The organism is Kocuria varians, from assembly GCF_006539885.1.
In the GTDB taxonomy this organism is placed as follows: domain Bacteria; phylum Actinomycetota; class Actinomycetes; order Actinomycetales; family Micrococcaceae; genus Kocuria; species Kocuria varians.
Map to the genome: position 1 here is coordinate 38,930 of NZ_BJNW01000004.1, position 22,601 is coordinate 61,530.

A 22,601-nucleotide genomic window follows, 5' to 3' on the forward strand; every position below is an offset into this window, starting at 1 on the left:
CGGACCCCCGCGCCGGACCCCCGCCCGCCGAGACGCACCGGTACCCCTCTCGACCTTCCCCAGACGATTTCCAGACGACACCTTCCGGGAGCCAATGATGTTCGGACGCAAGAAACGCAACCGCGCGGACGCGGAGGAGACCACCGGGGCCGCGGCACAGCCCGACGGCACGGCGGGAGAGCGGGACGCCGCCGCGGCGTCGGCCGAGGACCGCGAGAACCACCGCGCGCGCGGGCCGTGGGACGAGAGCGAGCTGCCCGGTGAGCGCGGCGAGTACCTGGACCTCGGGGCGCTGCTCGTCAAGCCGGTGGCCGGCGTGAGCGTGCGTCTGGAGGTGGACCAGCAGACGCAGGAGCCGCGCGCGGTGAACCTGGACTTCCAGGACGGTTCCGTGCAGCTGCAGGCCTTCAGCGCCCCCAAGTCCAGCGGTCTGTGGGACGAGGTGCGCGCCGAGCTGATCGCCGGTCTGCGCAACGACAACGGGGACCCGAGCGTCTCCCGCGGCTCCTTCGGCCTGCAGGTGGACGCCAGGTTCCCCGCGACCACGCAGGACGGTCGGCCGGGCTACCGGCTGGCCCGCTTCGTGGGCATCGACGGCCCGCGCTGGTTCCTGCGCGCCGTCTACACGGGCGGCGGGGCGCTGCCCGGGCCCACCGCGGAGGTGCTCGACGACGCCGTCCGGGCGCTCGTCGTCGTCCGCGGCCAGGATCCCCATCCGCCCCGCGACCTGCTGACGCTCAGCGTGCCCGAGAACGCCACCGTGCGCCGCGTGGACGAGAACGGTGCGGAGCCGGAGTCCGCTCCCGCCGCGGACGACGCCCCCGCCGTGCAGCCGCCGCGCCGCGGCCCCGAGATCACCGAGATCGGCTAGTGGCGCCCCCGAACAACCCGCTGACCGGGTCGATCGACGTCCTGGGCGAGCCCGGGGCGGTCGCCGCTGACCTCGATCCCGCGCACCGCGAACGGCACCGCCGCCGGGCGGTCGTCGAGGGCGTCGTCGTGGAGGTCACGATCACTCCCGTGACGCAGTGCCCGCACTTCCGCGCGCTGCTGAAGGTGCCGCGCGTGGATTCGGCCGTGCCGTGCTCCCTGGAGCTGCTGTGGAACGGCCAGCGCACGGTGCCGGGCGTGATTGCCGGCACCAAGCTGCGCTGCCTGGGCGTGGTGTCCTTCCCGGACGGGATCCCCACCATGTACAACCCGCGCTACGAGATCATCACGCCCAAGAAGGTGCAGCGGTGAGCGCGCCGGGCACGCCGGTGCCCGGGGACGGCCGCGAGTCCGCCGCGGACCGCACCGCCGGGGACCTCGCGCGCCGCTCCGGGCTGCGCCGGGACGAGACCGGGCGCCTGGACGTGCTCTCCGCCGTGGGCGGGTGGCGCGGGGTCCTCGAGTCCGTGCTGCCGGGACTCGTCTACCTGGTGTGCGTGGTCCTCACGGGCCGGCTGGGACCGGCCCTGACGGCCTCCCTGGCCGTGGCCGCCATTTTCACCCTGGTGCGGCTGCTCCAGCGTCAGAGCGTGACGCAGGCGGTGTCCGGGCTGGTGGGCGTGGGCATCTGCGCACTGTTCGCCCGGGCGGGCGGGGACGCGCTGGACTACTACGTGCCGGGACTGCTCACCAACGCCGTGTGGCTCGTGGGGCTGACCGTCTCCGCACTCGTGGGCTGGCCGCTGCTGGGCGTGCTCTACGGCTACGTGCGCGGCGAGGGCACCGACTGGCGCCGGGACCCCGTGCGGCGTGGTGCCTACCAGCGCGTCAATGCCGTGCTGCTCGCCATGTTCGCGGCGCGACTGGTCGTCCAGGTGCCGCTCTACCTCGCCGGGGACGTGGCCGCCCTGGGGATCACACGGCTGGTGATGGGGGCTCCGCTGTACGCCGCAGTGCTGTGGCTGGCATGGCTGTGGAGCCGCCCTCGCCCCGCGCCGCCTGCAGGTTGACGTCCCGGGCCGTGGTGAACATGGCCCGCAGCTGCTCCTCGCCCTCCGCGGTGGTGATGAAGAACAGCTCGTCACCGCCCTCCATGACGTCGTCCCCGGACGGGGCGATCGGCACGCCGTCCCGCAGGATGGCCACGAGCGCGACGTCCGGCGGCCACGGCACCTGGGTCACGGTGCTCGCGACCACGGGGTGCTCGCGGGGCACCGTGTAGGCGGACAGCGTGGCCGTGCCGGTCTGGAAGCTCAGCAGCCGCACGACGTCGCCCACCTCCACCGCCTCCTCCACGAGCGCCGTCATCAGCCGCGGGGTGGAGACGGCGACGTCCACGCCCCAGGCGTCGTCGAAGAGCCACTCGTTCTTGGGGTTGTTGACACGCCCCACGGTGCGCGGCACCCCGAACTCGCTGCGGGCGAGCAGCGAGACCACGAGGTTCGCCTTGTCGTCGCCGGTCGCGGCCACGACGACGTCGGCCTCCTCCGCCCGCGCGCGCTGCAGGACGTCCAGGTCGCACGCGTCCCCGACCACCCACTGCGCCCCGCGCAGGTTCGAGCGCCCGATCACCTCGGAGGTCGCGTCCACGACCACTACGTCGTGACCGTGCGAGAGCAGCTCCCGGGCGATCGAGGACCCCACGGAGCCTCCGCCCACGATGACCACGTGCATCAGCGCCGCCCCCGTGACTGCTCGGTGGCGGCCAGGGCCACGGCCTCCATGACCTCGTCCGACGGCGGGCGCGAGAGCACCCGCGCCACCTGTTCGACGTCCTCGACGCGCATCATGGCGTGCACGATGTCCCCCTGCTGGTAGCTCGTGTCGCTCGCGGGCAGGATGCCCTCCCCGAAGCGGGTGATGAAGGCGATCCGCACCCCGGCGGCCTCCTCGATGCGGTCCAGGTGCAGCCCCGACCAGGACTCGTCCAGGGGCAGCTCACCGAGCTGCAGACGGCCCGAGGCCTCCCGGAAGTCCCCGGTGATCGCGTGCTCCGGCAGGATCCGTCGCAGCACCTGGTCCGCGCTCCAGCGCACGGACGCCACGGTGGGGATGCCCATCCGCTGGTAGAACTCGGCGCGCGTGGGGTCGTAGATGCGGGCCACGACGTGCTTGACCTTGAACGTCTCGCGCGCCACGCGGGCGGCGATGATGTTGGAGTTGTCCCCGCTGGAGACCGCCGCGAAGGCGTACGCGTCCGTGATCCCGGCGCGGCGCAGCACGTCCCGGTCGAAGCCGTGCCCGGTGACCTTCTTGCCCGCGAACGTGGGGCGCAGCTTCCGGAACGAGCGGTCGTCCTGGTCGATCACCGCCACGGTGTGTCCTGAGTCCTCGAGGGCGTGCGCGAGAGTGATTCCCACCCGGCCCACGCCCATGATCACGAAATGCGCCATGGGGCACAGCATAGGACGCCGCGCCGCGGGACAAGGCCCCGCCGAGGGACTAGCGTGTTCCCTCGTGTATGTGTCCCAGATGCTCCGCCGCGCGCTGGTGGGCAAGCCGATCCACAACGAGCGCGCCGCGGGCACCGTGCTCTCCAAGGGAACGGCCCTGCCCGTCTTCGCCTCCGATGCGCTGTCCTCCGTGGCCTACGCACCGGACGAGATCGTCCTGACGCTCGCGCTCGCGGGAAGTGCCGCGATCGCCGTGTCCCCGTGGGTCGGGCTCGTGGTGCTGGTCGTGCTCGCGGTCATCATCACGGCGTACCGCCAGAACGTCCAGGCGTACCCGTCCGGCGGAGCGGACTTCGAGATCGCGTCCAAGAACCTGGGGCGTCCCGCCGGTGCCGCCGTGGGTGCGGCGCTGATGGTGGACTACACGCTCGTGGTCGCCGTGTCGATGGCTGCGGCCGCCCAGTACCTCGCCGCGGCCGTGCCGTGGCTCGTGGGACGCCAGACCTACGTGGCCGTCGCGGGCATCGCGCTCGTGGGTCTGCTGAACCTGCGCGGCCTGAAGTTCATGGGCCGTGCCTCCTCCGTGCCCACGTACGCGTTCGTGGCCGTGGTGCTCGTGCTGGTCGTCACCGGGATCGTGCAGGACGTCACGGGCACCCTCGACGCCGCGCCGTCGGCAGGCTACGACGTGCTGCCCACCACCGGGACCGACGCCGGGCTCACGGGGCTGGCCGGCGCGATGCTCGTGCTGCGCGCGTTCTCCTCCGGCGCCGTCGCCGTGACCGGCGTGGAGACGATCACCCACTCCGTGCCCTACTTCCGCAAGCCCAAGGCGCTGAACGCGGCCCGGACCCTTGCGGTGCTGGGGGCGCTGTCCGCGGCCCTGCTGCTCGGCGTCATGTACCTCACGTGGCGCACCGGTGCGGTGGTGGTGATGGACCCGGCCCGCCAGCTGCTGATCCACGGCCACGCCCCGGGCCGCGACTTCTACCAGGTGCCGATCCTCGGCCAGATCGCGCAGGCGGTCACTGGCGCCGACTCCGTGGGCTTCGCCGTGCTCGTGGTCGTGACCGTGGGCGTGCTGTTCATGGCCGCCAACACCGCCTACTCGGGCTTCCCCGTGCTGGCCTCGCGGCTGGCGTCCTCCGGGCTGCTGCCCCGCCAGTTGCAGAGCCGCGGGGACCGCTTCGCCTTCACCAACGGCATCATCCTGCTCTCGGTGGTGGCCGCGGCGTTCACCGTGGTCTTCCACGCGAACGTCAACGGGCTGATCCAGCTCTACGTGGTGGGCGCGTTCTTCGCGTTCACGCTCACCCAGGCCGGAATGGTGCGGCACTGGTTGCGCGGGCGCCGGCTGCACACCGTGAAAGCCACGCAGCGGGAGTTCGTGCTGCGCCTCGCCGTGGCCGTGGTGGCGCTCATGGCGTGCGCCGCGGTGTTCGTCGTCGTGCTCGTGACCAAGTTCGTGCAGGGGGCGTGGCTCACCATCGTGGCCATTGCCCTCACCACCGTGTTCATGCGCGCGATCGCCCACCACTACCGTGCCGTGGACGCCGAGCTGGAGGTGCGCCCGGACACCCCGATCCGCGCACTGCCCTCGCGCGTGCACTCGATCATCGTGGTCACCTCCGTGCGCAAGCCCGTGGTGCGTGCCCTGAGCTACGCCCGGGCGTCCCGGCCCTCCACGCTGGAGGCCGTGGTGGTGGACACGGACCGCTCCCGCACGGAGCAGATCGCGCGGCAGTGGGAGGAGCTCGAGATCCCGGTGTCGCTCACGGTGCTGGCCTCCCCCTACCGCGACACCGTGGGCCCCGTGATCAAGCACATCCGCGGCATCCGCCGCAAGTCCCCGCGCGACCTCGTGATCGTCTACCTGCCCGAGTACGTGGTGGGCCGCGGATGGGAGCGCTTCCTGCACAACCAGGCCATCCGCCCGCTGCGGACGCGCCTGCACTACGAACGCGGAGTCATGATCGCCTCCGTGCCTTGGCACCTGGAATCAGTGCGCGAACGCCAACTCACGGAGAACAGCAGATGACCGACGCTCCCGAACCCCTCGTGCTGCGCCTCGGCGCGCCCGCCCACGGCGGACACGTGGTCGCCCGCACGGACGAGGGCCGGGTGGTCTTCGTGCGCCACGGCCTGCCCGGCGAGCTCGTGCGGGTGCGGCTGAGCGACCACGAGCCGGACGCCTCCTTCTGGCGCGGCGACGCGGTGGAGGTGCTGGAAGCGGCCTCCGGGCGCCGCGCGGAGCACGTGTGGCCCGAGGCCGACGCCGTCCTGGCCGCCGCCGCGGGCCGCGCGCCCCTGGGCGGGGCGGAGTTCGGCCACGCGGAGCTCGAGACGCAGCGCGGCATGAAGACCGCGGTGGTGGCGGAGCAGCTCTCCCACTTGGCGGGCGTCGAGTGGGACGGCGCGGTGCGACCCGTCGCGGGGGAGACCCCGGACGGCACCGGCTGGCGCACGCGGCTGCACCTGGACGTGGGCGCGGACGGCACCGCGGGCATGTACCCGCACCGCTCGGGTGAGCTGAGCACGCTCGGGGACATGCCCCTGGCCACGGACGCCATCCGTGCGCTGGCCCCGTGGTCGCGGCGCTACCGGGGCGCTGAGCGCGTGGACGTTGCCGCCCCGGAGGGCGGCACACCGCTCGTGCACGTGAACGTGCGTCCGGACGCCTCCGACGACGACGTCGCGGCCCTGCGGGCGGAACTCACGGAGTGGGGTGCGGAGCACGGCCTGGGCGTCACCGCGCACATCCCGGGCCGTCGGGAAACGCAGGTGTGGACCGGCGCCGGGGAGCTGCGCGAGACCCTCGCGCTGCCCGGACAGGACGAGTTTTCGTGGCGCGTGAGCCCCACCGGCTTCTGGCAGGTCCACCGGCGGGCCCCGGAGACCCTCGTGTCCGCAGTGCTCGACGCCGCGCAGTTCGCCCCCGGCGACGCCGTGTGGGACCTCTACAGCGGCGCCGGTCTGTTCACCGCCGTGGCGGCGCGGGCCGTGGGGGAGAAGGGCAGCGTGCTCGCCGTCGAGGGTTCCCCGGTGACCTCCGCCGACGCCGCCCACAACCTCGCGGACGCGCCACACGTGCGCACCGTGCGCGGCGACGTCGCCCGAGTGCTGACCGGACGCGCACCCCGCGGGGGGCAGCGCCGCGGACGCTCGCGGGCGGCGGCGTCGTCCCGGGCGCGCAACGGCCAGTGGGGACCGCGCCCCGGGCGCCCGGACGTCGTGGTGCTCGACCCGCCGCGGGCGGGGGCAGCCAAGGACGTCCTGGGGGCCGTGGACCACGCGGACCCGCGGCGCATCGTCTACGTCGCGTGCGACCCGGCGGCGCTGGGCCGCGACCTCGGCAGGCTGCGCCGCCGCGGCTGGCGCGTGGACGGCGTGGAGGCCTTCGACCTCTACCCCAACACCCACCACGTGGAGGCCGTCGCTGCCCTGAGCCGCGACAGGTGACTCGCCGGTAGCACCGGGCCGTTCCGCGCCGTGCACCGGTCGTGGCGCGGTCACCGTGGGCGAAGCGGGGCGTGGCACGGGCTACACTGGCAGGGACCGTTCCACGCGCGCGGGACACTGCGGTGTGCCGTGGGTATCGAACGAAACCGACGGTGGCGAGAGGAGTCCCACACCATGACTGTGGACAGCTTTGGAGCCAAGGGCGTTCTCAACGTCAAGGGCACCGACTACGAAATTTTCCGACTGAACGCCGTGGAGGGAGCCGAGAAGCTCCCCTACAGCCTGAAGGTCCTGCTCGAGAACCTGCTGCGCACCGAGGACGGTGCCAACGTCACGAGCAAGCACATCGAGGCCCTGGGGTCCTGGGACCCCAGCGCCCAGCCCGACACGGAGATCCAGTTCACCCCTGGTCGCGTGATCATGCAGGACTTCACCGGCGTCCCCTGCATCGTGGACCTGGCCACCATGCGTGAGGCCGTGGCAGATCTCGGCGGCGACCCCTCCCGCGTGAACCCGCTCGCCCCGGCCGAGCTGGTCATCGACCACTCCGTGCAGATCGACGCGTTCGGTTCCGCGGACGCAATCGAGCGCAACATGGACATCGAGTACCAGCGCAACGGCGAGCGCTACCAGTTCCTGCGCTGGGGCCAGACCGCGTTCGATGACTTCAAGGTGGTCCCGCCCGGGATGGGCATCGTCCACCAGGTCAACATCGAGAACCTGGCCCGCGTGGTCATGACCCGCGAGGTTGACGGCACACTGCGCGCCTACCCGGACACCTGTGTGGGCACCGACTCCCACACCACCATGGAGAACGGCATCGGCGTGCTCGGTTGGGGTGTGGGCGGCATCGAGGCCGAGGCCGCGATGCTCGGTCAGCCCATCTCCATGCTGATCCCGCGCGTGGTGGGCTTCAAGCTCACCGGCGAGATCCCCTCCGGTGCGACCGCCACGGACGTGGTGCTGACCATCACGGAGATGCTGCGTGAGCACGGTGTCGTGGGCAAGTTCGTGGAGTTCTACGGTGAGGGCGTGGCAGCGGTGCCGCTGGCCAACCGCGCCACGATCGGCAACATGTCCCCGGAGTTCGGTTCCACCGCGGCGATCTTCCCGATCGACCAGGTGACCCTGGACTACCTGGCGCTCACGGGCCGCTCTGAGGAGCAGATCGCCCTGATCGAGGCGTACACCAAGGAACAGGGCATGTGGCACGACCCCGAGCACGAGGTCGCCTACTCCGAGTACCTCGAGTTGGACCTGTCCACCGTGGTCCCCTCGATCTCCGGGCCCAAGCGTCCCCAGGACCGCATCGAGCTGACCCGCGCCAAGGAACAGTTCCGCGACGACCTCGTGAACTACGTGGCCGAGGACAAGTCCGTGGACGTGGACCCGGACGTCGTCGAGTCCTTCCCGGCCTCCGACGCCCCCTCCCACGACGCGACCGACGAGCAGGACCCCCAGGACGCGCCGCGCGAGAGCTCCGCGAACGACATGAGGGAGCGCCCCGAGCACCGAGTGGAGGTCTCCATGGAGGACGGCCGTCACTTCGAGCTGGACCACGGTGCCGTGGCGATCGCCTCGATCACGTCCTGCACCAACACGTCCAACCCCTCGGTCATGATGGCCGCGGCCGTGCTCGCGCGCAACGCCACGGAGAAGGGCCTCAAGGCCAAGCCGTGGGTCAAGACCTCGATCGCCCCGGGCTCGCGCGTGGTCACCGAGTACTACGAGAAGTCCGGTCTGCTCCCGGCCCTCGAGGAGCTCGGCTTCTACATCGTGGGTTACGGCTGCACCACGTGCATCGGTAACTCCGGGCCCCTGGAACCCGAGATCTCCCAGGCCGTGCAGGACAACGACCTCGCGGTGACCTCGGTGCTCTCCGGTAACCGCAACTTCGAGGGCCGGATCAACCCGGACGTGAAGATGAACTACCTCGCGTCCCCGCCGCTGGTCATCGCGTACGCGCTGGCCGGGACCATGGACTTCGACTTCGAGAACGAGCCCCTGGGCCAGGACTCGAACGGTCAGGACGTGTTCCTCAAGGACATCTGGCCGGACCCCACCGAGGTCCAGAAGATTATCGACGCCTCGATCGACACGGGCATGTTCGACCGCGAGTACGGCACCATCTTCGACGGTGACGAGCGTTGGCAGAACCTGGACACCCCCACGGGTGACGTGTTCGAATGGGACCCCGAGTCCACCTACGTGCGCAAGCCACCGTACTTCGACGGCATGACCATGGAGACCATCCCGGTGGAGGACATTGAGGGCGCGCGCGTGCTGCTCAAGCTGGGAGATTCCGTGACCACGGACCACATCTCCCCGGCCGGCTCGTTCAACTCCGACACTCCCGCGGGTAAGTACCTCATCGAGCACGGCGTGCAGCGCAAGGACTTCAACTCCTACGGTTCCCGCCGTGGTAACCACGAGGTCATGATCCGCGGCACGTTCGCGAACATCCGCATCAAGAACCAGCTCTTGGACGGCGTCGAGGGGGGCTTCACCCGCGACTTCACCCAGGAGGGTGGACCGCAGGCCACTGTGTACGACGCCGCCATGAACTACCAAAAGGCCGGCGTGCCCCTGGTGGTGCTCGGTGGCAAGGAGTACGGCTCCGGTTCCTCGCGCGACTGGGCCGCGAAGGGCACGGCCCTGCTGGGCGTGCGCGCCGTCATCGCGCAGTCCTACGAGCGCATCCACCGCTCCAACCTGATCGGCATGGGTGTGCTGCCGCTGCAGTTCCCCGAGGGTGAGTCCGCGGACTCCCTGGGCCTGGACGGCACGGAGACCTTCTCCATCGCGGGGGTGACCGCTCTCAACGAGGGCAGGACTCCCAAGACGCTGAAGGTCACCGCGGCCAAGGAGGACGGCTCCACCGTGGAGTTCGATGCCGTGCTGCGCATCGACACCCCGGGTGAGGCGGACTACTACCGCAACGGCGGCATCCTGCAGTACGTGCTGCGTCAGATCGCCAAGTAGTCGCGTTCCGCGACCGAACGCCACCGGCCGGTGACCCTCGGGGTCGCCGGCCGGTGGCGTTCCTGCGTTGAGGCACCACCGGGCCGGGCGAGTAGGATCGGACGGAGCATTCGGGCCCGTGGTGAGCCCCGAACGGGCCCTTTCGCCCGGTCCCACGGGCCCGAGGACCACGAGAGACCCACGGAGAGCAGACCATGACGCTTCTGGAGAGCATCGAGGGACCCGAGGACCTGAAGGGTCTGGACGCAGCGGCCATGGCGCAGCTGGCCGAGGAGGTGCGGGCGTTCCTCATCACCCACGTGTCCGCGACCGGCGGGCACCTGGGCCCCAACCTGGGCGTCGTCGAGCTCACGCTCGCGGTGCACCGCGTGTTCTCCTCGCCGCGGGACTCGATCGTCTTCGACACGGGCCACCAGTCCTACGTGCACAAGCTCGTCACGGGCCGCCAGGACTTCAGCACGCTGCGCCAGCAGGGCGGGCTGGCGGGCTACCCGTCCCGCGAGGAGTCGGAGCACGACATCGTGGAGTCCTCGCACGCGTCGTCCTCGCTGTCCTGGGCGGACGGGATCTCACGCGGCTACGCGCTCACGGGCCAGGACGACCGCCACACCGTCGCGGTGATCGGTGACGGGGCGCTGACCGGCGGGATGGCCTGGGAAGCCGTCAACAACATCGCCTCGGACCGGGACCGCAAGGTCGTGATCGTGGTCAACGACAACGGCCGCTCGTACGCCCCCACCGTGGGCGGTTTCGCAAACCACCTCAAGGAGCTGCAGGCCAGCGTGCAGCAGGGCGTGGACGCCGTGCGCACGGACCGCCGCTACGAGCAGACGCTCGACAAGGCCCGGCAGCTGCTCACGGGCTCGGGCCACCTGGGCCAGGCCGTGTACCGCGGGCTGCACGGGATGAAGCAGGGCATCAAGGACGTCGTGGTGCAGCAGGGGATCTTCGAGGACCTGGGTATGAAGTACGTGGGTCCGGTGGACGGCCACGATCAGCAGGCCATGGAGCAGGCGCTCACGAACGCGCGCAACTACGGCGGTCCCGTGATCGTGCACGCCATCACGGAGAAGGGCCACGGCTACCTGCCGGCCCGGCTGGACGAGGACGACCAGTTCCACTCGGTACCCGTGATCGACCCCGCCACGGGCAAGCCCGCCGGCACCGCGTCCGCGCGCACGTGGACCCACGTGTTCCGGGACGAGATCGCGGCCATCGCGGACGAGCGCGAGGACGTCGTGGGCATCACCGGCGCCATGCTCATCCCCATGGGGCTGCAGAAGATGCAGGCGGCCCACCCGGAGCGGGTCGTGGACGTGGGGATCGCCGAGCAGCACGCACTCACCATGGCCGCCGGCATGGCGTTCAGCGGACTGCACCCGGTGGTCGGCCTCTACGCCACCTTCCTCAACCGCGGCTTCGACCAGCTGCTCATGGACGTGGCCCTGCACCGCGCCGGCGTGACGGTGGTGCTGGACCGTGCGGGTCTCACGGGTCCGGACGGCCCCAGCCACCACGGCATGTGGGACCTCGCGCTGCTGCAGATCATCCCGGGCCTGCACCTCGCGGCCCCGCGGGACGAGGCCACGATGGTCGAGGAGCTGCGCGAGGCGGTCGACGTGTCGGACGCGCCCACGGTGGTGCGCTATCCCAAGGGCGCGGTGGGGGAGCCCCTGCCGGCCCTGGAGCGGCTCGAGGACGGCGTGGACGTCCTCGCACGCACGGGCGAGGGAACCGGACCGGACGGCACCTGCCGGGACGTGCTGATCGTGGGCGTGGGTGCCATGTGCGTGATGGCCCTGGAGGTCTCGGAGCGCCTCGCCGCGCACGGGGTCACCTCCACCGTGCTCGACCCGCGCTGGGTGCTGCCCGTGGCCGGGTCCGTGGTGGAGATCGCGGCGGCGCACCGCATCGTCGTCGTCATCGAGGACGGCGTGCGCGCAGGTGGCATCGGCTCGCTGATCCGCCAGGAGATGCGCGCCCACGGCGTGGACACGGCCCTGAACGAGGTGGGACTGCCCACCGAGTTCCTGGACCACGCCAGCCGCGCCCAGATCCTGGAGCGCACCGGGGTCACGGCCCGGCGGATCGCGCAGGACACCCTCGCGTCCGTGCTCGGCACCAAGGTGCCCTACGCACGCCCGGTGGCCGACGACGACGCCCCGGGCACCGACGACGCGACCGCCGGCCCCGCGGGTGCGGACCAGAAGCACTCCCGCTGACCGGCCCAGGTTCGCTGCCCAGACCCGGCGGCTAGCCACCCGGGGACCGCGGGGCCGTCCGGTGTGCTCCGCGGTCCCCGGGAGGGGTGTGTGCTGGGCGGGCTCAGCCGACGATCACCCGGCCGCCCTTGACCGTCACGGGGTAGGACGTGAGCCCGCTGGCTGCCGGGCCGCCGGTGACGTCTCCGGTGGTCATGTCGAACACCGAGTTGTGGCACGGGCACACGTAGGTCTTCCCGGACGGGTTGACCTGGCAGCCCTGGTGCGGACACACCGGGGAGAAGGCCGTGAACGTGCCCGCCGTGGGCTGGCCGACCACCGCCTGGACCCCTCCGGTGTCGACCTTCACTCCCGAGCCCACGGGAACGTCCGCCGCTGCGGCGACGTCCGTGGGGCTGGCCGGTGCCTGCGGGGCCGATGCGGCGCCGGAGCCCGATCCCGAGCCGCACGCGGCGAGGCCCACCGCGCCCGCCGCGGCCAGACCCGCGGTGCCGACCACGCGGCGTCGGGACGGGGCGGGTGTCGAGGCCGGGGCGCCTGCGCGGGCGTCCTGCGAGGAGTGCGCGGTGGTGTGCTGCGGGGTGGGTGTCGTCATGGTGGGGTTCCTTCCTCGTGCGCGGACCCGTCCATCGTAGGACCGACACGCCCGGCGGATCCGGTGCCGCGCGGGGTCGATCCGCCGCGAATCCTCAGTACCATGGGGGCAACACCGGGCGGAGTTCCCTCGGCCCGTACTGACGGAAAGGTAGGCACCATGATCAAGCGTCTTGCATTCGTGGCCGGTTTCGGGATCGGTTTCGTCGTCGGCTCCGCGTCCGGCCGGAAGAGCTACGAGTCCCTGCGCGAGAGCGCCATCAACACCTGGAACGACCCCAAGGTGCAGTCCAAGGTTGCCGAGGGCACCGACTGGGTCAAGGCCGAGGTCCCCGTGGTGGGCGAGAAGATCGCCGAGAGCGCCCAGAAGGCCGCCGAGACCGTGGGGGACAAGGCCTCCGAGGGTGCCGCCGCCGTCAAGGACAGGGCCCAGGACGGTGCCGCGACGGTGAACGACAAGGCTGCCCAGGGTGGCCAGGCCGCGCAGCAGAAGGCCCAGGAGGTCAAGGAGAAGGCCTCCAAGGACTCCGACGCCGAGCTGCCCGAGCCCGCGACCACCGAGGACGAGGTGGACATGAAGCCGGCGCACCCGGGCCCGGACGCCAAGGACATGAAGAACTGACCCCGTCCACGGGACCATGAACCACCGGTCCCCGGACACGACCGTGGCCGCGCACCCGATGGGTGCGCGGCCACGGTCGTGTTCCGGATGGTGAACCGGGTGCGCCCCGGTCAGTCCTCTGCGCCGTCCGTCTCCTCGGAGCGCTCCGAGCGGCGTCGGGAGCGCAGCTCGCGCCACGCCGCACCGATCACGGGCGCCGTGTGCTCGACCTGCCACCGGCGGGCGCCGAGCTCACGCAACCGCTGGGCCACGGCGTCGTCGGACGTGGAGCGCGGGGGCTGCCAGCAGAATCGGCGCAGGTGCTCGGGTGTCAGCAGGTTCTCGGTGGGCAGCCCCAGCTCCTCGGCCAGCTCAGCGACGGCCGGCTTGAGGGCCTTCAGCCTCGCCGCAGCCTCCGGACGCTTGGTCTCCCACGCCTTCACCGGGGGCAGCGTGGTGGAGGGGACCGTGGCGGGCACGGGCTCCTCCGTGAGCCGGGCATCCTGGACGGCGGTGAGCCAGCGGGTGGCCTCGCGCTCGGCGAGCCTGCCGTGGAAGCCGGGGGTCGCCAGCAGCTGCGGCACGGTGCGGGGCATGGCGTTGGCGGCGGCCACGAGCGCCGAGTCCGGGAGCAGCCGGGTGGGGGCGAGGTCCTTGTGGCGCGCGAGCGTCTCGCGGGCCTGCCACAGGTTGCGCAGTGCCGTGAGCTTGCGCCGTCCCCGCACGTTGCCCATGCCGTGGGTGCGCCGCCACGGGTCCTGGCGCGGTGCCGCCGGGGGAGCGGTGCGGACGTGCTCGAACTCCTCGAGCGCCCACTCCAGTTTCCCCGCCTGCGCGAGGCGCTCCTCCGTGGCCCAGCGCAGCTGCACGAGCACCTCCACGTCCAGCGCGGCGTAGTTGAGCCAGTCCACCGGCAGCGGGCGCCGGGACCAGTCCACCGCGGAGTGCTCCTTGGACAGCGTGAAGCCCAGCAGGTCCTCCGTCATGGAGGCCAGGCCCACCTTGCGAAGCCCCAGCAGGCGGCCGCCGAGCTCGGTGTCGAAGAGCCGGTCCGGGTGCATGTCTAGCTCGGCCAGGCACGGCATGTCCTGGGTGGCCGCGTGCAGCACCCACTCGACGCCGCGCAGGGCCTCGTCCACGGAGGCGAGCGAGCCGACCGCCTCCGGGTCGATCAGGATGGTGCCCGCACCCTCGCGGCGCAGCTGCACGAGGAACGCGCGCTGGCCGTAGCGGAAGCCGGAGGCCCGCTCGGTGTCCACAGCCACGGGGCCGGTGGCCTCCGCGAGCTGCTCGGCCGCGCGGGCGAGGCCGCGGGCGGTGTCGACCACGCGCGGCAGACCCTCCGCAGGGCCGTTGAGGTGCACGGTCTCGGGGATGTCGAAGTTCTCGAACCCTGGCACCAGGACCCGGGGAGGTCCCGGTTCGCGGGCGGGTGAGGGATCGGCGGAGATGTTGCTGATGGGTGGTTCCTCGAACGGCGGATCGGTGGTCGGGCGGCGGCGCCGCGACCGGGACGGATGGTGACGGGCACGTCTACAGGTAGGCGATGCCCTCGTGCCGCGGGGGCAGCCCCGCGGCGGTGCACAGCACCTGCGCCCAGGCGTCCAGGTGCGTGAGCGCCCAGTGCTGGGGACCGCCGTGCGGAACGGGCGTCCAGGAGGCCCTGACCTCCACCTGCGCCACGTCCGCCTGGTCGGTCAGGCTGCCGTAGTGGCGTTCCACGATGCGCGAGGCGGTGCCGCCCTCGGCGGTGAACCGTGCCCCGTGCTCTCCCAGGGTGTCCGTGAGCCAGGACCAGCTCACGTCCGGCAGGAGCTCGTCGCGGCCCATGTCCGGATCCAGTCGGGACCGGAACCAGCTCACGATCCGGAAGGGGCCCTGCCACGGCTGGGGGCAGGACTCGTCGTAGAGCACCACGAAGCGACCTGAGGCGGGTGCCTCGCGTGCCGCGCGGGGTTCGTCCGGGTCCGTGTCCTGGGGACGCGGCCCGCGGCCGACCTCGGCGGCGAAGGAGATGGAGTGGGGCGCGAGGCCGCGTGGCGCTGCGATGCGGCTGAGCGCGATCTCCGGGCGGAAGCTGGCGCTCTCGAGCGCCTGCACGACCGCACGGAACACGTCCGGAGTGCTCTTCAACTCGGTCACCGCTCCCACAACGTCACAGTAACCACAGCGTCATGAAACCCCGGGTCATTGGCGTCGTGTCGCGCCCGCATGTCCTGCGCGTGTCCCGCGTGGGCGGTCTCAGTCACGGGACGCGGAGGATGGGACCAGGCGCAGCGACACGGAGTTCATGCAGTAGCGCAGGTCCGTGGGGGTGCCGTAGCCCTCGCCCTCGAACACGTGGCCCAGGTGGGAGTCGCACGTGGCGCAACGGACCTCCACGCGCTTCATGCCCATGGTGGTGTCCTCGATGTAGCGCACGCGGTCCTCGGCGAGCGGGGCGAAGAACGAGGGCCAGCCGCAGTGCGAGGGGAACTTGGTCTCGGAGCGGAAGAGCTCCGCCCCGCACGCGCGGCACTCGTAGACGCCCTCGGTGGTGGTGTCCACGTACTCGCCGGTGCCCGGGCGCTCGGTGCCGGCCTGGCGCAGCACCTGGTACTCGAGCGGGCTCAGCGCCTCGCGCCACTGGGCGTCCGTGCGTGCGGCCGCGGCCTCCGGGCTCAGCGCGCGGGTGGTGCCGCCTGCGGGACTCTCCTCATGCGTCTGCGGGTTCACGGTGCTGCCTCCTGGTGGGGTGGATCGGTGGGTCTCGTGGGTTCCAACGACGACGCCGCCGCGGTTATGCCCGCGCGCCGACCACCCTGCGGCGGGGCGAGGGCCACGTGCCAGAATGGGCGCATGGCTGCTGAGACCTCCCCCCGCCCCGGTTCGGTCGCGCGTGCGTGGCGCCACGGTGCGCTGGTGGGTGCTGCGGCGAGCGTGGGGGCGGCGTCGGTGACGTTCGCCGTGTCCAGCGGGGTGGCCGCGCTGGTGGCCCGCCACGTGGTCACGCCCTCGCGGCGCCCGGGCAACGTCACGGTGCTCAAGCTCGAGAAGGACCCGAACTCCGGCCAGGACCTGGTGACCCTGCCCGCCACACCGGACACGCGCGTCGCGGGCACCTACGCGTTGCGCTTCGACAACGGCGGCGGTGTGGCCCGGATCGGTTTCATCGTGCGCCAGACCGGTGCCACGGTGACCCGCCTGGTCGAGAGCGTGCACGGCAGCGAGCTGACGGAGGGCGCACGGGGCTGGTGGACCGGCACGGTCTACGCGGTGCCCTCGGACGCCGGACTGCCGTTCGAGGAGGTCTTGATCCCCACGGTCCTGGGGTCCGCGCCGGCGTGGTTCGTCCCGGCCGAGGAGACGCCGGCCGATGTCACCGAGGCCCACGGTGACGCGACCACCGGCGCCGGCCCGCGCGCGGCGTCGACCGGAACGCCCGACGACGCCGCCGCGGGTGGCGTTCCTGCCGAGGCCGGGTCTGCCCCGGATCCCGGTTCCGAGGACGGCCCACGGGCCACCGGAACGTGGGCCGTGATGGTGCACGGGCGCGGCGCCCAGCGCACGGAGTGCATCCGCGGTGCGCGCGTGGCCCGGCGGCTCGGGCTGAACTCGCTGCTGCTGTCCTACCGCAACGACGGCGAGGCCCCGGCCACGGCGGACGGCCGCTACGGGCTGGGCTTCACCGAGTGGGAGGACGTCCAGGCCGGGATCCGCTGGGCGCTGGAGCACGGCGCGGAGCAGATCGTGCTCTTCGGCTGGTCCATGGGCGGGGCGATCGTGCTGCGCACCGCCGAGCTGACGCAGTACCGGGACCGCGTGCGTGCGCTCGTGCTCACGGGTCCGGTCGTGGACTGGTACGAGCTGCTCGCGCACCAGACGAAGGTGCACCGCGTGCCCCGCCGGATCGGGCGGCTCGCGGCGGACATGATCTCCCACAAGCTCGGGCCCCGCATCACGGGACTCGCCGCACCGTTGGACCTGCACGCCCTGGACTGGCTCTCCCGCTGGGAGGACGTGGACACGCCCACCCTGATCCTGCACTCCACCGACGACGAGGTGGTCCCCGTGGCCGGATCGGTCAAGCTCGCGGACCTCAGCCCGCTCGTGGACTTCGTGGGATTCACGGGTGCGCGGCACACCAAGGAGTGGAACATCGACCGCACGCGCTACGAGCGGGCGATCGAGGACTGGCTGCCCCGGCACCTCGGCCCGCACTCCTGAGGCCCCCGCCAGGCGGCGTCGTCGTCCCCCGGGCCGCCCACGAGCGGGCGGCTCCCCGGAAGCGCCGGTCACGGCGCCGCGCGTGCGGGCCGCTCCCGAAAGACACGCGGGGGAAGGAGCCCGCAGACGAACGCGCGGGGCGCGGAACCCAGTGGTTCCGCGCACCGCGCGTGTGTGCTGTCCGCCGGCCTCGGGCCGAGCTGCCCCGGATCAGACCGCCTGGCGGGCCTGGATCTGGCGCTTGATGCGCCCGAGCATCGCGGACATGCCCCGCATCCGCAAGGGGGAGACCAGCCTGGTCAGCCCGAACCGCTCGGGCAGGTCGTCCGGCACGGAGAGCACCTGGGAAGCCGGCAGGCCGTTGAGCCCCTCGTGCAGGATCGAGGCAAAGCCGCGGGTGGTGGGCGCCTCCGCCGGGGCCGAGAAGAACAGGTTCACCGGGGCGTCGTCGCCGGTGCCGTCGAGCTCGACCGTGAGGAACAGCGGCGACTGGCACTCGGTGACCTGCTCCAGCTCCTCCGGGTGCTCACCCAGCCGGGCGGGCAGCTCCGGGAGCGAGCGGGAGAACTCGAGCAGCAGCTGCAGCTTGTCCGGCTCGGGGACCTCGTTGAACTCGGTCACGAGCTCGCCGAGCTGGTCGGGAAGGTCCTGGGTGCTCACCGGGCGGCTCCCGGTGCCTCGCCGCGGTCCTCGCCCTGCGCCACGGGAACGCGCACGGCGTTGCCCCACTCGGTCCAGGAGCCGTCGTAGTTGCGCACATTCTCGTAGCCCAGCAGGTGGGTCAGCACGAACCACGTGTGGGAGGAGCGCTCGCCGATCCGGCAGTACGCGATGACCTCGTCCCCGGGCTGCAGGCCCACCTCGTCGTGGTAGATCGCCTCGAGGTCCTCGCGGGACTTGAAGGTGCCGTCCTCGGCCGCGGCGCGCGCCCACGGGACGGAGGCCGCGGTGGGGATGTGCCCGCCGCGCAGCGTGCCCTCCTGGGGGTAGTCGGGCATGTGCGTGCGCTCGCCGGTGTACTCCTGGGGGGAGCGCACGTCGATCAGCGGGGTGGTGCCGAGCGCGGCCAGCACGTCCTCGCGGTACGCGCGGATCGGGGCGTCCTCGCGCTCGACCACGGGGTACTCGGCCGGGGTGACCTCGGTGGCGTCCGTGGTCAGTTCGCGGCCCTCGGCGATCCACTTGTCGCGGCCGCCGTTCATCAGGCGGACGTCCGGGTGGCCGAAGAGCGTGAAGACCCACAGGGCGTAGGCGGCCCACCAGTTGGACTTGTCCCCGTAGATCACCACGGTGTCCTCGCGGCCGATGCCCTTGCGGGCCATGAGCTGCGCGAACTGCTCGCCGTCCACGTAGTCGCGGGTGTCCGGCTCATTGAGGTCCGTGTGCCAGTCGATCTTCACCGCGCCGGGCACGTGCCCGGTCTCGTACAGCAGCACGTCCTCGTCCGACTCGACGACGACGACGCTGGGCGTCCCCGCGTGCTGCGCCACCCACTCGGTGGACACCAGCCGCTCCGGGTGCGCGTACTGCGCGAAGGCGTCGTTCTGCTCTGCTCCTACAGCCATGGAGATCTCTCCTTGTCCTCGTGCCGTCACGCGCGCGGCGGGTCCGCCCGCGCGCTCGCGTGTCTTGTCTCTCGCCCTCCAGCGTAGTGGTGAGCCCGCGGCCCGTGCATGCCGGGAGCGCGAGCTCCGTCACACGCGGGGCCGTGTTCACCACGGGCTGACCGGTAGCATCGGGGAGAAGAAACGGGGCGCGGTGCGCGTCCCACCGTCCGTCTACACGCAGGACCGGTTCTCGGCGTGCCCGCGGGGCGCCCCGGCCGGTCGGGAGGTCCCGGAACGTGAGCACTCAGATCGAACACCTGGTCGACCGCAATCCGCGGGTCTCCGCCGAGGAGCTGCTGGACGGCTTCCGGCCCTCCGAGCGCTTCGGCGAGGTCTCGTTCGACACCTACCGCCCGGACCCGTCCCAGCCGTCCCAGGCGGCCGCCGTCGAGAAGCTGAAGTCCTTCGCGGCCGGCGTGTCCGGGCGCGGCGCGCAGGGCGGCGGCGGGTTCTTCTCCAAGCTCTTCGGCCGCTCGAAGTCCCCGGCCACGGCGCAGGGGATCTACCTGGACGGCGGCTTCGGCGTGGGCAAGACCCACCTGCTCGCGTCCCTGTGGCACGCGGTGCCGGGCCCCAAGGCGTTCGGCACGTTCGTGGAGTACACCAACCTCGTGGGGGCGCTGACCTTCCGCCGCACGGTGGACGCCCTGAAGGAGTACTCGCTCGTGTGCATCGACGAGTTCGAGCTGGACGACCCCGGGGACACCGTGCTGATGTCCCGGCTGATGCGCGAGCTCGCGGACGCCGGCGTGAAGCTCGCGGCCACCTCCAACACCCTGCCCGGTTCGCTGGGGGAGGGGCGCTTCGCGGCACAGGACTTCCAGCGCGAGATCCAGGTGCTCTCCTCCCAGTTCGACGTCCTGCGCATCGACGGCGAGGACTACCGCCACCGCGGACTGCCGCAGGCGCCGCAGCCCCTGGCCGACGACGCCGCCCTGGACGCCGCCGTCGAGGAGCACTTCGCGGGGCAGCGGGTCGCGGTGGACGACTTCGACGCCCTCGTGGACCAGCTCTCCCGGGTGCACCCCTCCCGCTACCGCGCCCTGATCCAGGACCTGGACGCCATTGCCTGGCGCAACGTGCGCATCATCGACCAGCAGGCCGTGGCGCTGCGCTTCGTGGTGCTCGCGGACCGGCTCTACGACAAGGACCTCCCGATCCTCTCGACCGGCGTCCCCTTCGACCGCGTCTTCACCGAGGAGATGATGGCCGGTGGTTACCAGAAGAAGTACTTCCGCGCGGTGTCCCGCCTGACGGCCCTGGCCCGCGAGGCCGACGAGGCCTGAGCGCGGCCGCCGCCGGGGGGGGGCCTTCCCCCGGCGCAGGGCCCACCCGCCGAGACCCTGCGAACAGAGTGCCTGCACACAGCGAGCCCGCACACAGAACGGCGCCCGTTCCCCGGGAAGGGGAGCGGGCGCCGTCGTGATGCGGGAAACGACTTACTCGTTGCCGCCCAGGCGGTCGCGCAGGGCGTCCTGGCCCTGGTCGACCTGGCCCTCGAACTTGTTGCCGGTCTTGTCATCGACGGCGTCTCCGGCCTTGTCGATGCCCTCGTTGACCTTGTCCTGGTGGTCTCCGGCCAGATCCTTGGCCTTGTCCGCGAGTCCTCCGAGATCAGGCATGATCTGGTTCCTTTCGCTTGAGTCACCAGCCCGGTACCGGGTCGGCATGGGACTCATCCTGCACGGCTCACCACCACGAGGGGAAGAACCAGGCGGCAGAGTTCGCCCTCAGAAAACAGGCAGCACGGTTGCTCCGAGCACGGCCGGACCGGTCACGGCGGGTGGAGTAGGCTGGGAAGCCCCTCGCACGTCCCCCGCGAACCCTCTGTGGTACATGCACCGCGGGCTGGGCTTCCCACGTGCCGACCGGGGCACCGTCAGCTACGAAGGAGTCTCGCCGCCATGACCACCGAAGAGGTCGAACTGCTCCGCCACCCCGCGGAGGCCATCAACTGGAATCGGGTTCAGGACGAGAAGGACACCGAGGTCTGGGACCGCCTGACCAGCAACTTCTGGCTCCCGGAGAAGGTCCCGCTGTCCAACGACGTCCAGTCCTGGAAGACCCTCACGGCGCAGGAGCAGGACCTCACCATGAAGGTGTTCACGGGTCTGACCCTGCTGGACACCATCCAGGGCACCGTGGGCGCCGTGTCGCTCATCCCGGACGCCAAGACCCTCCACGAGGAGGCGGTGTACACCAACATCGCGTTCATGGAGTCGGTGCACGCGAAGTCCTACTCGTCTATCTTCTCCACGCTGTCCTCGATGAAGCAGATCGACGAGGCGTTCCGGTGGTCCCGCGAGAACGAGCACCTGCAGCGCAAGGCGGACATCGTCCTGCGCTACTACAAGGGTGACGACCCCCTGAAGAAGAAGGTGGCCTCCACGCTGCTGGAGTCCTTCCTTTTCTACTCGGGCTTCTACCTGCCCATGTACTTCTCCTCGCACGCGAAGCTGACCAACACCGCGGACCTGATCCGCCTGATCATCCGCGACGAGGCCGTGCACGGCTACTACATCGGCTACAAGTACCAGAAGGGCCTGCTGCAGGAGACGCCCGAGCGCCAGCAGGAGCTGAAGGACTACACCTACGACCTGCTGGACGAGCTCTACGACAACGAGGTCGCCTACGCGGAGGCGCTCTACGACTCCGTGGGCTGGACCGAGGACGTCAAGAAGTTCCTGCACTACAACGCGAACAAGGCGCTGAACAACCTCGGCTACGAGGCCCTGTTCCCGCGCGAGATGACGGACGTCTCCCCGGCGATCCTCTCCTCGCTGTCCCCGAACGCGGACGAGAACCACGACTTCTTCTCCGGCTCGGGCTCCTCCTACGTGATCGGCAAGGCCGTGAACACGGAGGACGAGGACTGGGACTTCTGATCCGGTTCCCACCGCGCGCGTCCTGAGCAGGGCCGCTCCCTGATCCGTGGGGGGAGCGGCCCTGCCCCGTGCGGCGTACCATCTCCGGTCGTGCCTGCGGCGGGCAGAACGACGACGCCGCGCGGCCCGGTGCCGCCTACGCCGTGTCGTCCGCGCCCGCCGGGTAGGACACCGCGCCGTCGTCGCCCAGGACCGCCCCGGCGCTCAGCTGCGCGGGGTCCACGTGGCCCGGGCCCATGATGTGCTGGACCGTCAGGTCCCGCGCCAGCAGGTGGTCCGCGATGATCCGCCGGTGGCAGCGCCACCACACGGCCTCCGAGCACATGACCGCGCAGCGGTGCCCGGCCGCCATCCCGATCAGCTCGCCGAGCGCGTCCCGGAAGTCCAGGGAGAGGGCGTGGTCGGCGTAGTTGTGGAAGCTGCGGTTCTGCCACCACGTGTTGGTCTCGAACGGCACGGTGCGACTGACCGGACGCCGGCCGGTCAGTGCCGGCAGGCGTTCGAGGCGGATCCCCTCCGCGCGCAGGGACGCGGCGAGGGCGTCCTCGCCGAACTGCGGGTAGCGCCTCGAGCCGGGCAGCTTCCGCACGTCGACCACCCGGGTCACGCCCGAGTCCCGCAGCAGATCGAGGAACTCCTCGATGCTGCGTGTCGAGTGGCCGATCGTGAACAACGGCTCGGTCATGGCGGTGCTCCCTCCCGGGGCGTGGCACCCCGGTGAC

The 22,601-nt window shown here is 71.6% G+C and carries 21 protein-coding genes; 11 read left to right on the forward strand and 10 right to left on the reverse strand.

The features are described 5' to 3' along the window. Nucleotides 1-97 precede the first annotated feature (97 nt). The 3 genes from KVA01_RS03160 to KVA01_RS03170 are packed head-to-tail and all read left to right on the forward strand — an operon-like array spanning nucleotide 98 to nucleotide 1,940. Complete coding sequence (locus KVA01_RS03160) at nucleotides 98-871, forward strand: DUF3710 domain-containing protein (protein ID WP_141268897.1); 774 nt, start codon at nucleotides 98-100, stop codon at nucleotides 869-871. Further along, a complete protein-coding gene (locus KVA01_RS03165; RefSeq protein WP_082810198.1) occupies nucleotides 871-1,242 on the forward strand; it encodes a hypothetical protein in 372 nt (123 codons plus the stop codon). Before KVA01_RS03160 ends, KVA01_RS03165 begins: the two co-directional genes overlap by 1 nt. Continuing rightward, on the forward strand, nucleotides 1,239-1,940 hold the full coding sequence (locus KVA01_RS03170) for a DUF3159 domain-containing protein (protein ID WP_068467387.1): 702 nt from the start codon (nucleotides 1,239-1,241) through the stop codon (nucleotides 1,938-1,940). Before KVA01_RS03165 ends, KVA01_RS03170 begins: the two co-directional genes overlap by 4 nt. Here KVA01_RS03170 and KVA01_RS03175 read toward each other — a convergent pair. Both KVA01_RS03175 and KVA01_RS03180 read right to left on the reverse strand, forming a co-directional pair. Beyond that, nucleotides 1,846-2,604: a potassium channel family protein gene (locus tag KVA01_RS03175; RefSeq protein ID WP_068467389.1), complete on the reverse strand. Its 759-nt coding sequence runs from the start codon at nucleotides 2,602-2,604 to the stop codon at nucleotides 1,846-1,848. The two genes, KVA01_RS03170 and KVA01_RS03175, sit on opposite strands and share 95 nt — an antisense overlap. Beyond that, the gene (locus KVA01_RS03180) at nucleotides 2,604-3,323 is read right to left on the reverse strand and encodes a potassium channel family protein (protein ID WP_068467392.1); all 720 of its coding nucleotides are present in this window, start codon (nucleotides 3,321-3,323) and stop codon (nucleotides 2,604-2,606) included. Before KVA01_RS03180 ends, KVA01_RS03175 begins: the two co-directional genes overlap by 1 nt. 79 nt (nucleotides 3,324-3,402) lie before the next feature. Between KVA01_RS03180 and KVA01_RS03185 the strand changes: the two genes are divergently transcribed. The 4 genes from KVA01_RS03185 to dxs all read left to right on the forward strand — a co-directional run bounded on the left by KVA01_RS03185 (nucleotide 3,403) and on the right by dxs (nucleotide 11,986). After that, on the forward strand, nucleotides 3,403-5,361 hold the full coding sequence (locus KVA01_RS03185) for an APC family permease (RefSeq protein ID WP_141268967.1): 1,959 nt from the start codon (nucleotides 3,403-3,405) through the stop codon (nucleotides 5,359-5,361). Further along, nucleotides 5,358-6,782, forward strand: a complete 1,425-nt coding sequence (locus KVA01_RS03190; protein ID WP_068467396.1) for a class I SAM-dependent RNA methyltransferase — start codon at nucleotides 5,358-5,360, stop codon at nucleotides 6,780-6,782. The genes KVA01_RS03185 and KVA01_RS03190 overlap by 4 nt, the downstream gene beginning before the upstream one ends. A 174-nt stretch (nucleotides 6,783-6,956) precedes the next feature. Further along, nucleotides 6,957-9,764, forward strand: a complete 2,808-nt coding sequence (acnA, locus tag KVA01_RS03195; RefSeq protein WP_068467399.1) for an aconitate hydratase AcnA — start codon at nucleotides 6,957-6,959, stop codon at nucleotides 9,762-9,764. Between the two features lie 194 nt (nucleotides 9,765-9,958). Continuing rightward, nucleotides 9,959-11,986, forward strand: coding sequence for a 1-deoxy-D-xylulose-5-phosphate synthase (gene dxs / locus KVA01_RS03200; protein ID WP_068467401.1), 2,028 nt, complete (start codon nucleotides 9,959-9,961; stop codon nucleotides 11,984-11,986). 103 nt (nucleotides 11,987-12,089) lie between these two features. Here dxs and KVA01_RS03205 read toward each other — a convergent pair whose 3' ends face one another. After that, a complete protein-coding gene (locus tag KVA01_RS03205) occupies nucleotides 12,090-12,581 on the reverse strand; it encodes a Rieske (2Fe-2S) protein (protein WP_068467403.1) in 492 nt (163 codons plus the stop codon). A gap of 159 nt (nucleotides 12,582-12,740) precedes the next feature. Between KVA01_RS03205 and KVA01_RS03210 the strand changes: the two genes are divergently transcribed. Then, nucleotides 12,741-13,202 carry a hypothetical protein gene (locus tag KVA01_RS03210; protein WP_068467405.1) on the forward strand — a complete coding sequence of 154 codons (462 nt, stop codon included), beginning with the start codon at nucleotides 12,741-12,743 and terminating at the stop codon, nucleotides 13,200-13,202. Nucleotides 13,203-13,312: 110 nt separating this feature from the next. On the opposite strand, the gene KVA01_RS03215 is transcribed toward KVA01_RS03210, so the two are convergent. From KVA01_RS03215 to msrB, 3 genes are all read right to left on the reverse strand, one after another. Beyond that, entirely contained in the window at nucleotides 13,313-14,584 is a 1,272-nt protein-coding gene (locus KVA01_RS03215; RefSeq protein WP_141268899.1) for an HRDC domain-containing protein, read from the reverse strand. A 130-nt stretch (nucleotides 14,585-14,714) separates the two neighbouring features. Continuing rightward, a complete protein-coding gene (locus KVA01_RS03220) occupies nucleotides 14,715-15,323 on the reverse strand; it encodes a DUF3000 domain-containing protein (protein WP_141268901.1) in 609 nt (202 codons plus the stop codon). 99 nt (nucleotides 15,324-15,422) lie between these two features. After that, nucleotides 15,423-15,845 (reverse strand): peptide-methionine (R)-S-oxide reductase MsrB, encoded by a 423-nt coding sequence (gene msrB / locus KVA01_RS03225; protein ID WP_068467603.1) that lies wholly within the window; start codon nucleotides 15,843-15,845, stop codon nucleotides 15,423-15,425. A 174-nt stretch (nucleotides 15,846-16,019) separates the two neighbouring features. Between msrB and KVA01_RS12835 the strand changes: the two genes are divergently transcribed. Then, nucleotides 16,020-17,387 (forward strand): alpha/beta hydrolase family protein, encoded by a 1,368-nt coding sequence (locus tag KVA01_RS12835; protein ID WP_068467410.1) that lies wholly within the window; start codon nucleotides 16,020-16,022, stop codon nucleotides 17,385-17,387. Between the two features lie 210 nt (nucleotides 17,388-17,597). Here the strand turns inward: KVA01_RS12835 and KVA01_RS03240 are convergent, their stop codons facing one another. Next, nucleotides 17,598-18,047, reverse strand: a complete 450-nt coding sequence (locus KVA01_RS03240) for a SufE family protein (RefSeq protein WP_068467412.1) — start codon at nucleotides 18,045-18,047, stop codon at nucleotides 17,598-17,600. Beyond that, entirely contained in the window at nucleotides 18,044-18,952 is a 909-nt protein-coding gene (locus KVA01_RS03245) for a sulfurtransferase (RefSeq protein WP_068467415.1), read from the reverse strand. The genes KVA01_RS03240 and KVA01_RS03245 overlap by 4 nt, the downstream gene beginning before the upstream one ends. Nucleotides 18,953-19,230: 278 nt before the next feature. Between KVA01_RS03245 and zapE the strand changes: the two genes are divergently transcribed. Next, nucleotides 19,231-20,280 carry a cell division protein ZapE gene (gene zapE / locus KVA01_RS03250; protein ID WP_141268903.1) on the forward strand — a complete coding sequence of 350 codons (1,050 nt, stop codon included), beginning with the start codon at nucleotides 19,231-19,233 and terminating at the stop codon, nucleotides 20,278-20,280. 153 nt (nucleotides 20,281-20,433) lie between these two features. Here zapE and KVA01_RS03255 read toward each other — a convergent pair whose 3' ends face one another. After that, the gene (locus tag KVA01_RS03255) at nucleotides 20,434-20,616 is read right to left on the reverse strand and encodes an antitoxin (protein ID WP_068467418.1); all 183 of its coding nucleotides are present in this window, start codon (nucleotides 20,614-20,616) and stop codon (nucleotides 20,434-20,436) included. A 282-nt stretch (nucleotides 20,617-20,898) separates the two neighbouring features. Here KVA01_RS03255 and nrdF point away from each other — a divergent pair, with 282 nt between their 5' ends. Next, nucleotides 20,899-21,879 carry a class 1b ribonucleoside-diphosphate reductase subunit beta gene (nrdF, locus tag KVA01_RS03260; RefSeq protein ID WP_068467420.1) on the forward strand — a complete coding sequence of 327 codons (981 nt, stop codon included), beginning with the start codon at nucleotides 20,899-20,901 and terminating at the stop codon, nucleotides 21,877-21,879. 136 nt (nucleotides 21,880-22,015) lie between these two features. Here the strand turns inward: nrdF and KVA01_RS03265 are convergent, their stop codons facing one another. Then, the gene (locus KVA01_RS03265) at nucleotides 22,016-22,564 is read right to left on the reverse strand and encodes a DUF488 domain-containing protein (RefSeq protein WP_068467421.1); all 549 of its coding nucleotides are present in this window, start codon (nucleotides 22,562-22,564) and stop codon (nucleotides 22,016-22,018) included. Between the last annotated feature and the right edge of the window lie 37 nt (nucleotides 22,565-22,601).

What these genes read in the sequence shown, in the direction of transcription:
- dxs (WP_068467401.1), top strand. Translation starts at nt 9,959, where the DNA reads ATGACGCTTCTGGAGAGCATCGAGGGACCCGAGGACCTGAAGGGTCTG.
- KVA01_RS03190 (WP_068467396.1), top strand. Translation starts at nt 5,358, where the DNA reads ATGACCGACGCTCCCGAACCCCTCGTGCTGCGCCTCGGCGCGCCCGCC.
- acnA (WP_068467399.1), top strand. Translation starts at nt 6,957, where the DNA reads ATGACTGTGGACAGCTTTGGAGCCAAGGGCGTTCTCAACGTCAAGGGC.
- KVA01_RS03175 (WP_068467389.1), bottom strand. Translation starts at nt 2,604, where the DNA reads ATGCACGTGGTCATCGTGGGCGGAGGCTCCGTGGGGTCCTCGATCGCC.
- KVA01_RS03205 (WP_068467403.1), bottom strand. Translation starts at nt 12,581, where the DNA reads ATGACGACACCCACCCCGCAGCACACCACCGCGCACTCCTCGCAGGAC.
- KVA01_RS03210 (WP_068467405.1), top strand. Translation starts at nt 12,741, where the DNA reads ATGATCAAGCGTCTTGCATTCGTGGCCGGTTTCGGGATCGGTTTCGTC.
- nrdF (WP_068467420.1), top strand. Translation starts at nt 20,899, where the DNA reads ATGACCACCGAAGAGGTCGAACTGCTCCGCCACCCCGCGGAGGCCATC.
- KVA01_RS03160 (WP_141268897.1), top strand. Translation starts at nt 98, where the DNA reads ATGTTCGGACGCAAGAAACGCAACCGCGCGGACGCGGAGGAGACCACC.
- KVA01_RS03255 (WP_068467418.1), bottom strand. Translation starts at nt 20,616, where the DNA reads ATGCCTGATCTCGGAGGACTCGCGGACAAGGCCAAGGATCTGGCCGGA.
- KVA01_RS03180 (WP_068467392.1), bottom strand. Translation starts at nt 3,323, where the DNA reads ATGGCGCATTTCGTGATCATGGGCGTGGGCCGGGTGGGAATCACTCTC.
- KVA01_RS03185 (WP_141268967.1), top strand. Translation starts at nt 3,403, where the DNA reads ATGCTCCGCCGCGCGCTGGTGGGCAAGCCGATCCACAACGAGCGCGCC.
- KVA01_RS03265 (WP_068467421.1), bottom strand. Translation starts at nt 22,564, where the DNA reads ATGACCGAGCCGTTGTTCACGATCGGCCACTCGACACGCAGCATCGAG.
- KVA01_RS12835 (WP_068467410.1), top strand. Translation starts at nt 16,020, where the DNA reads ATGGCTGCTGAGACCTCCCCCCGCCCCGGTTCGGTCGCGCGTGCGTGG.
- KVA01_RS03245 (WP_068467415.1), bottom strand. Translation starts at nt 18,952, where the DNA reads ATGGCTGTAGGAGCAGAGCAGAACGACGCCTTCGCGCAGTACGCGCAC.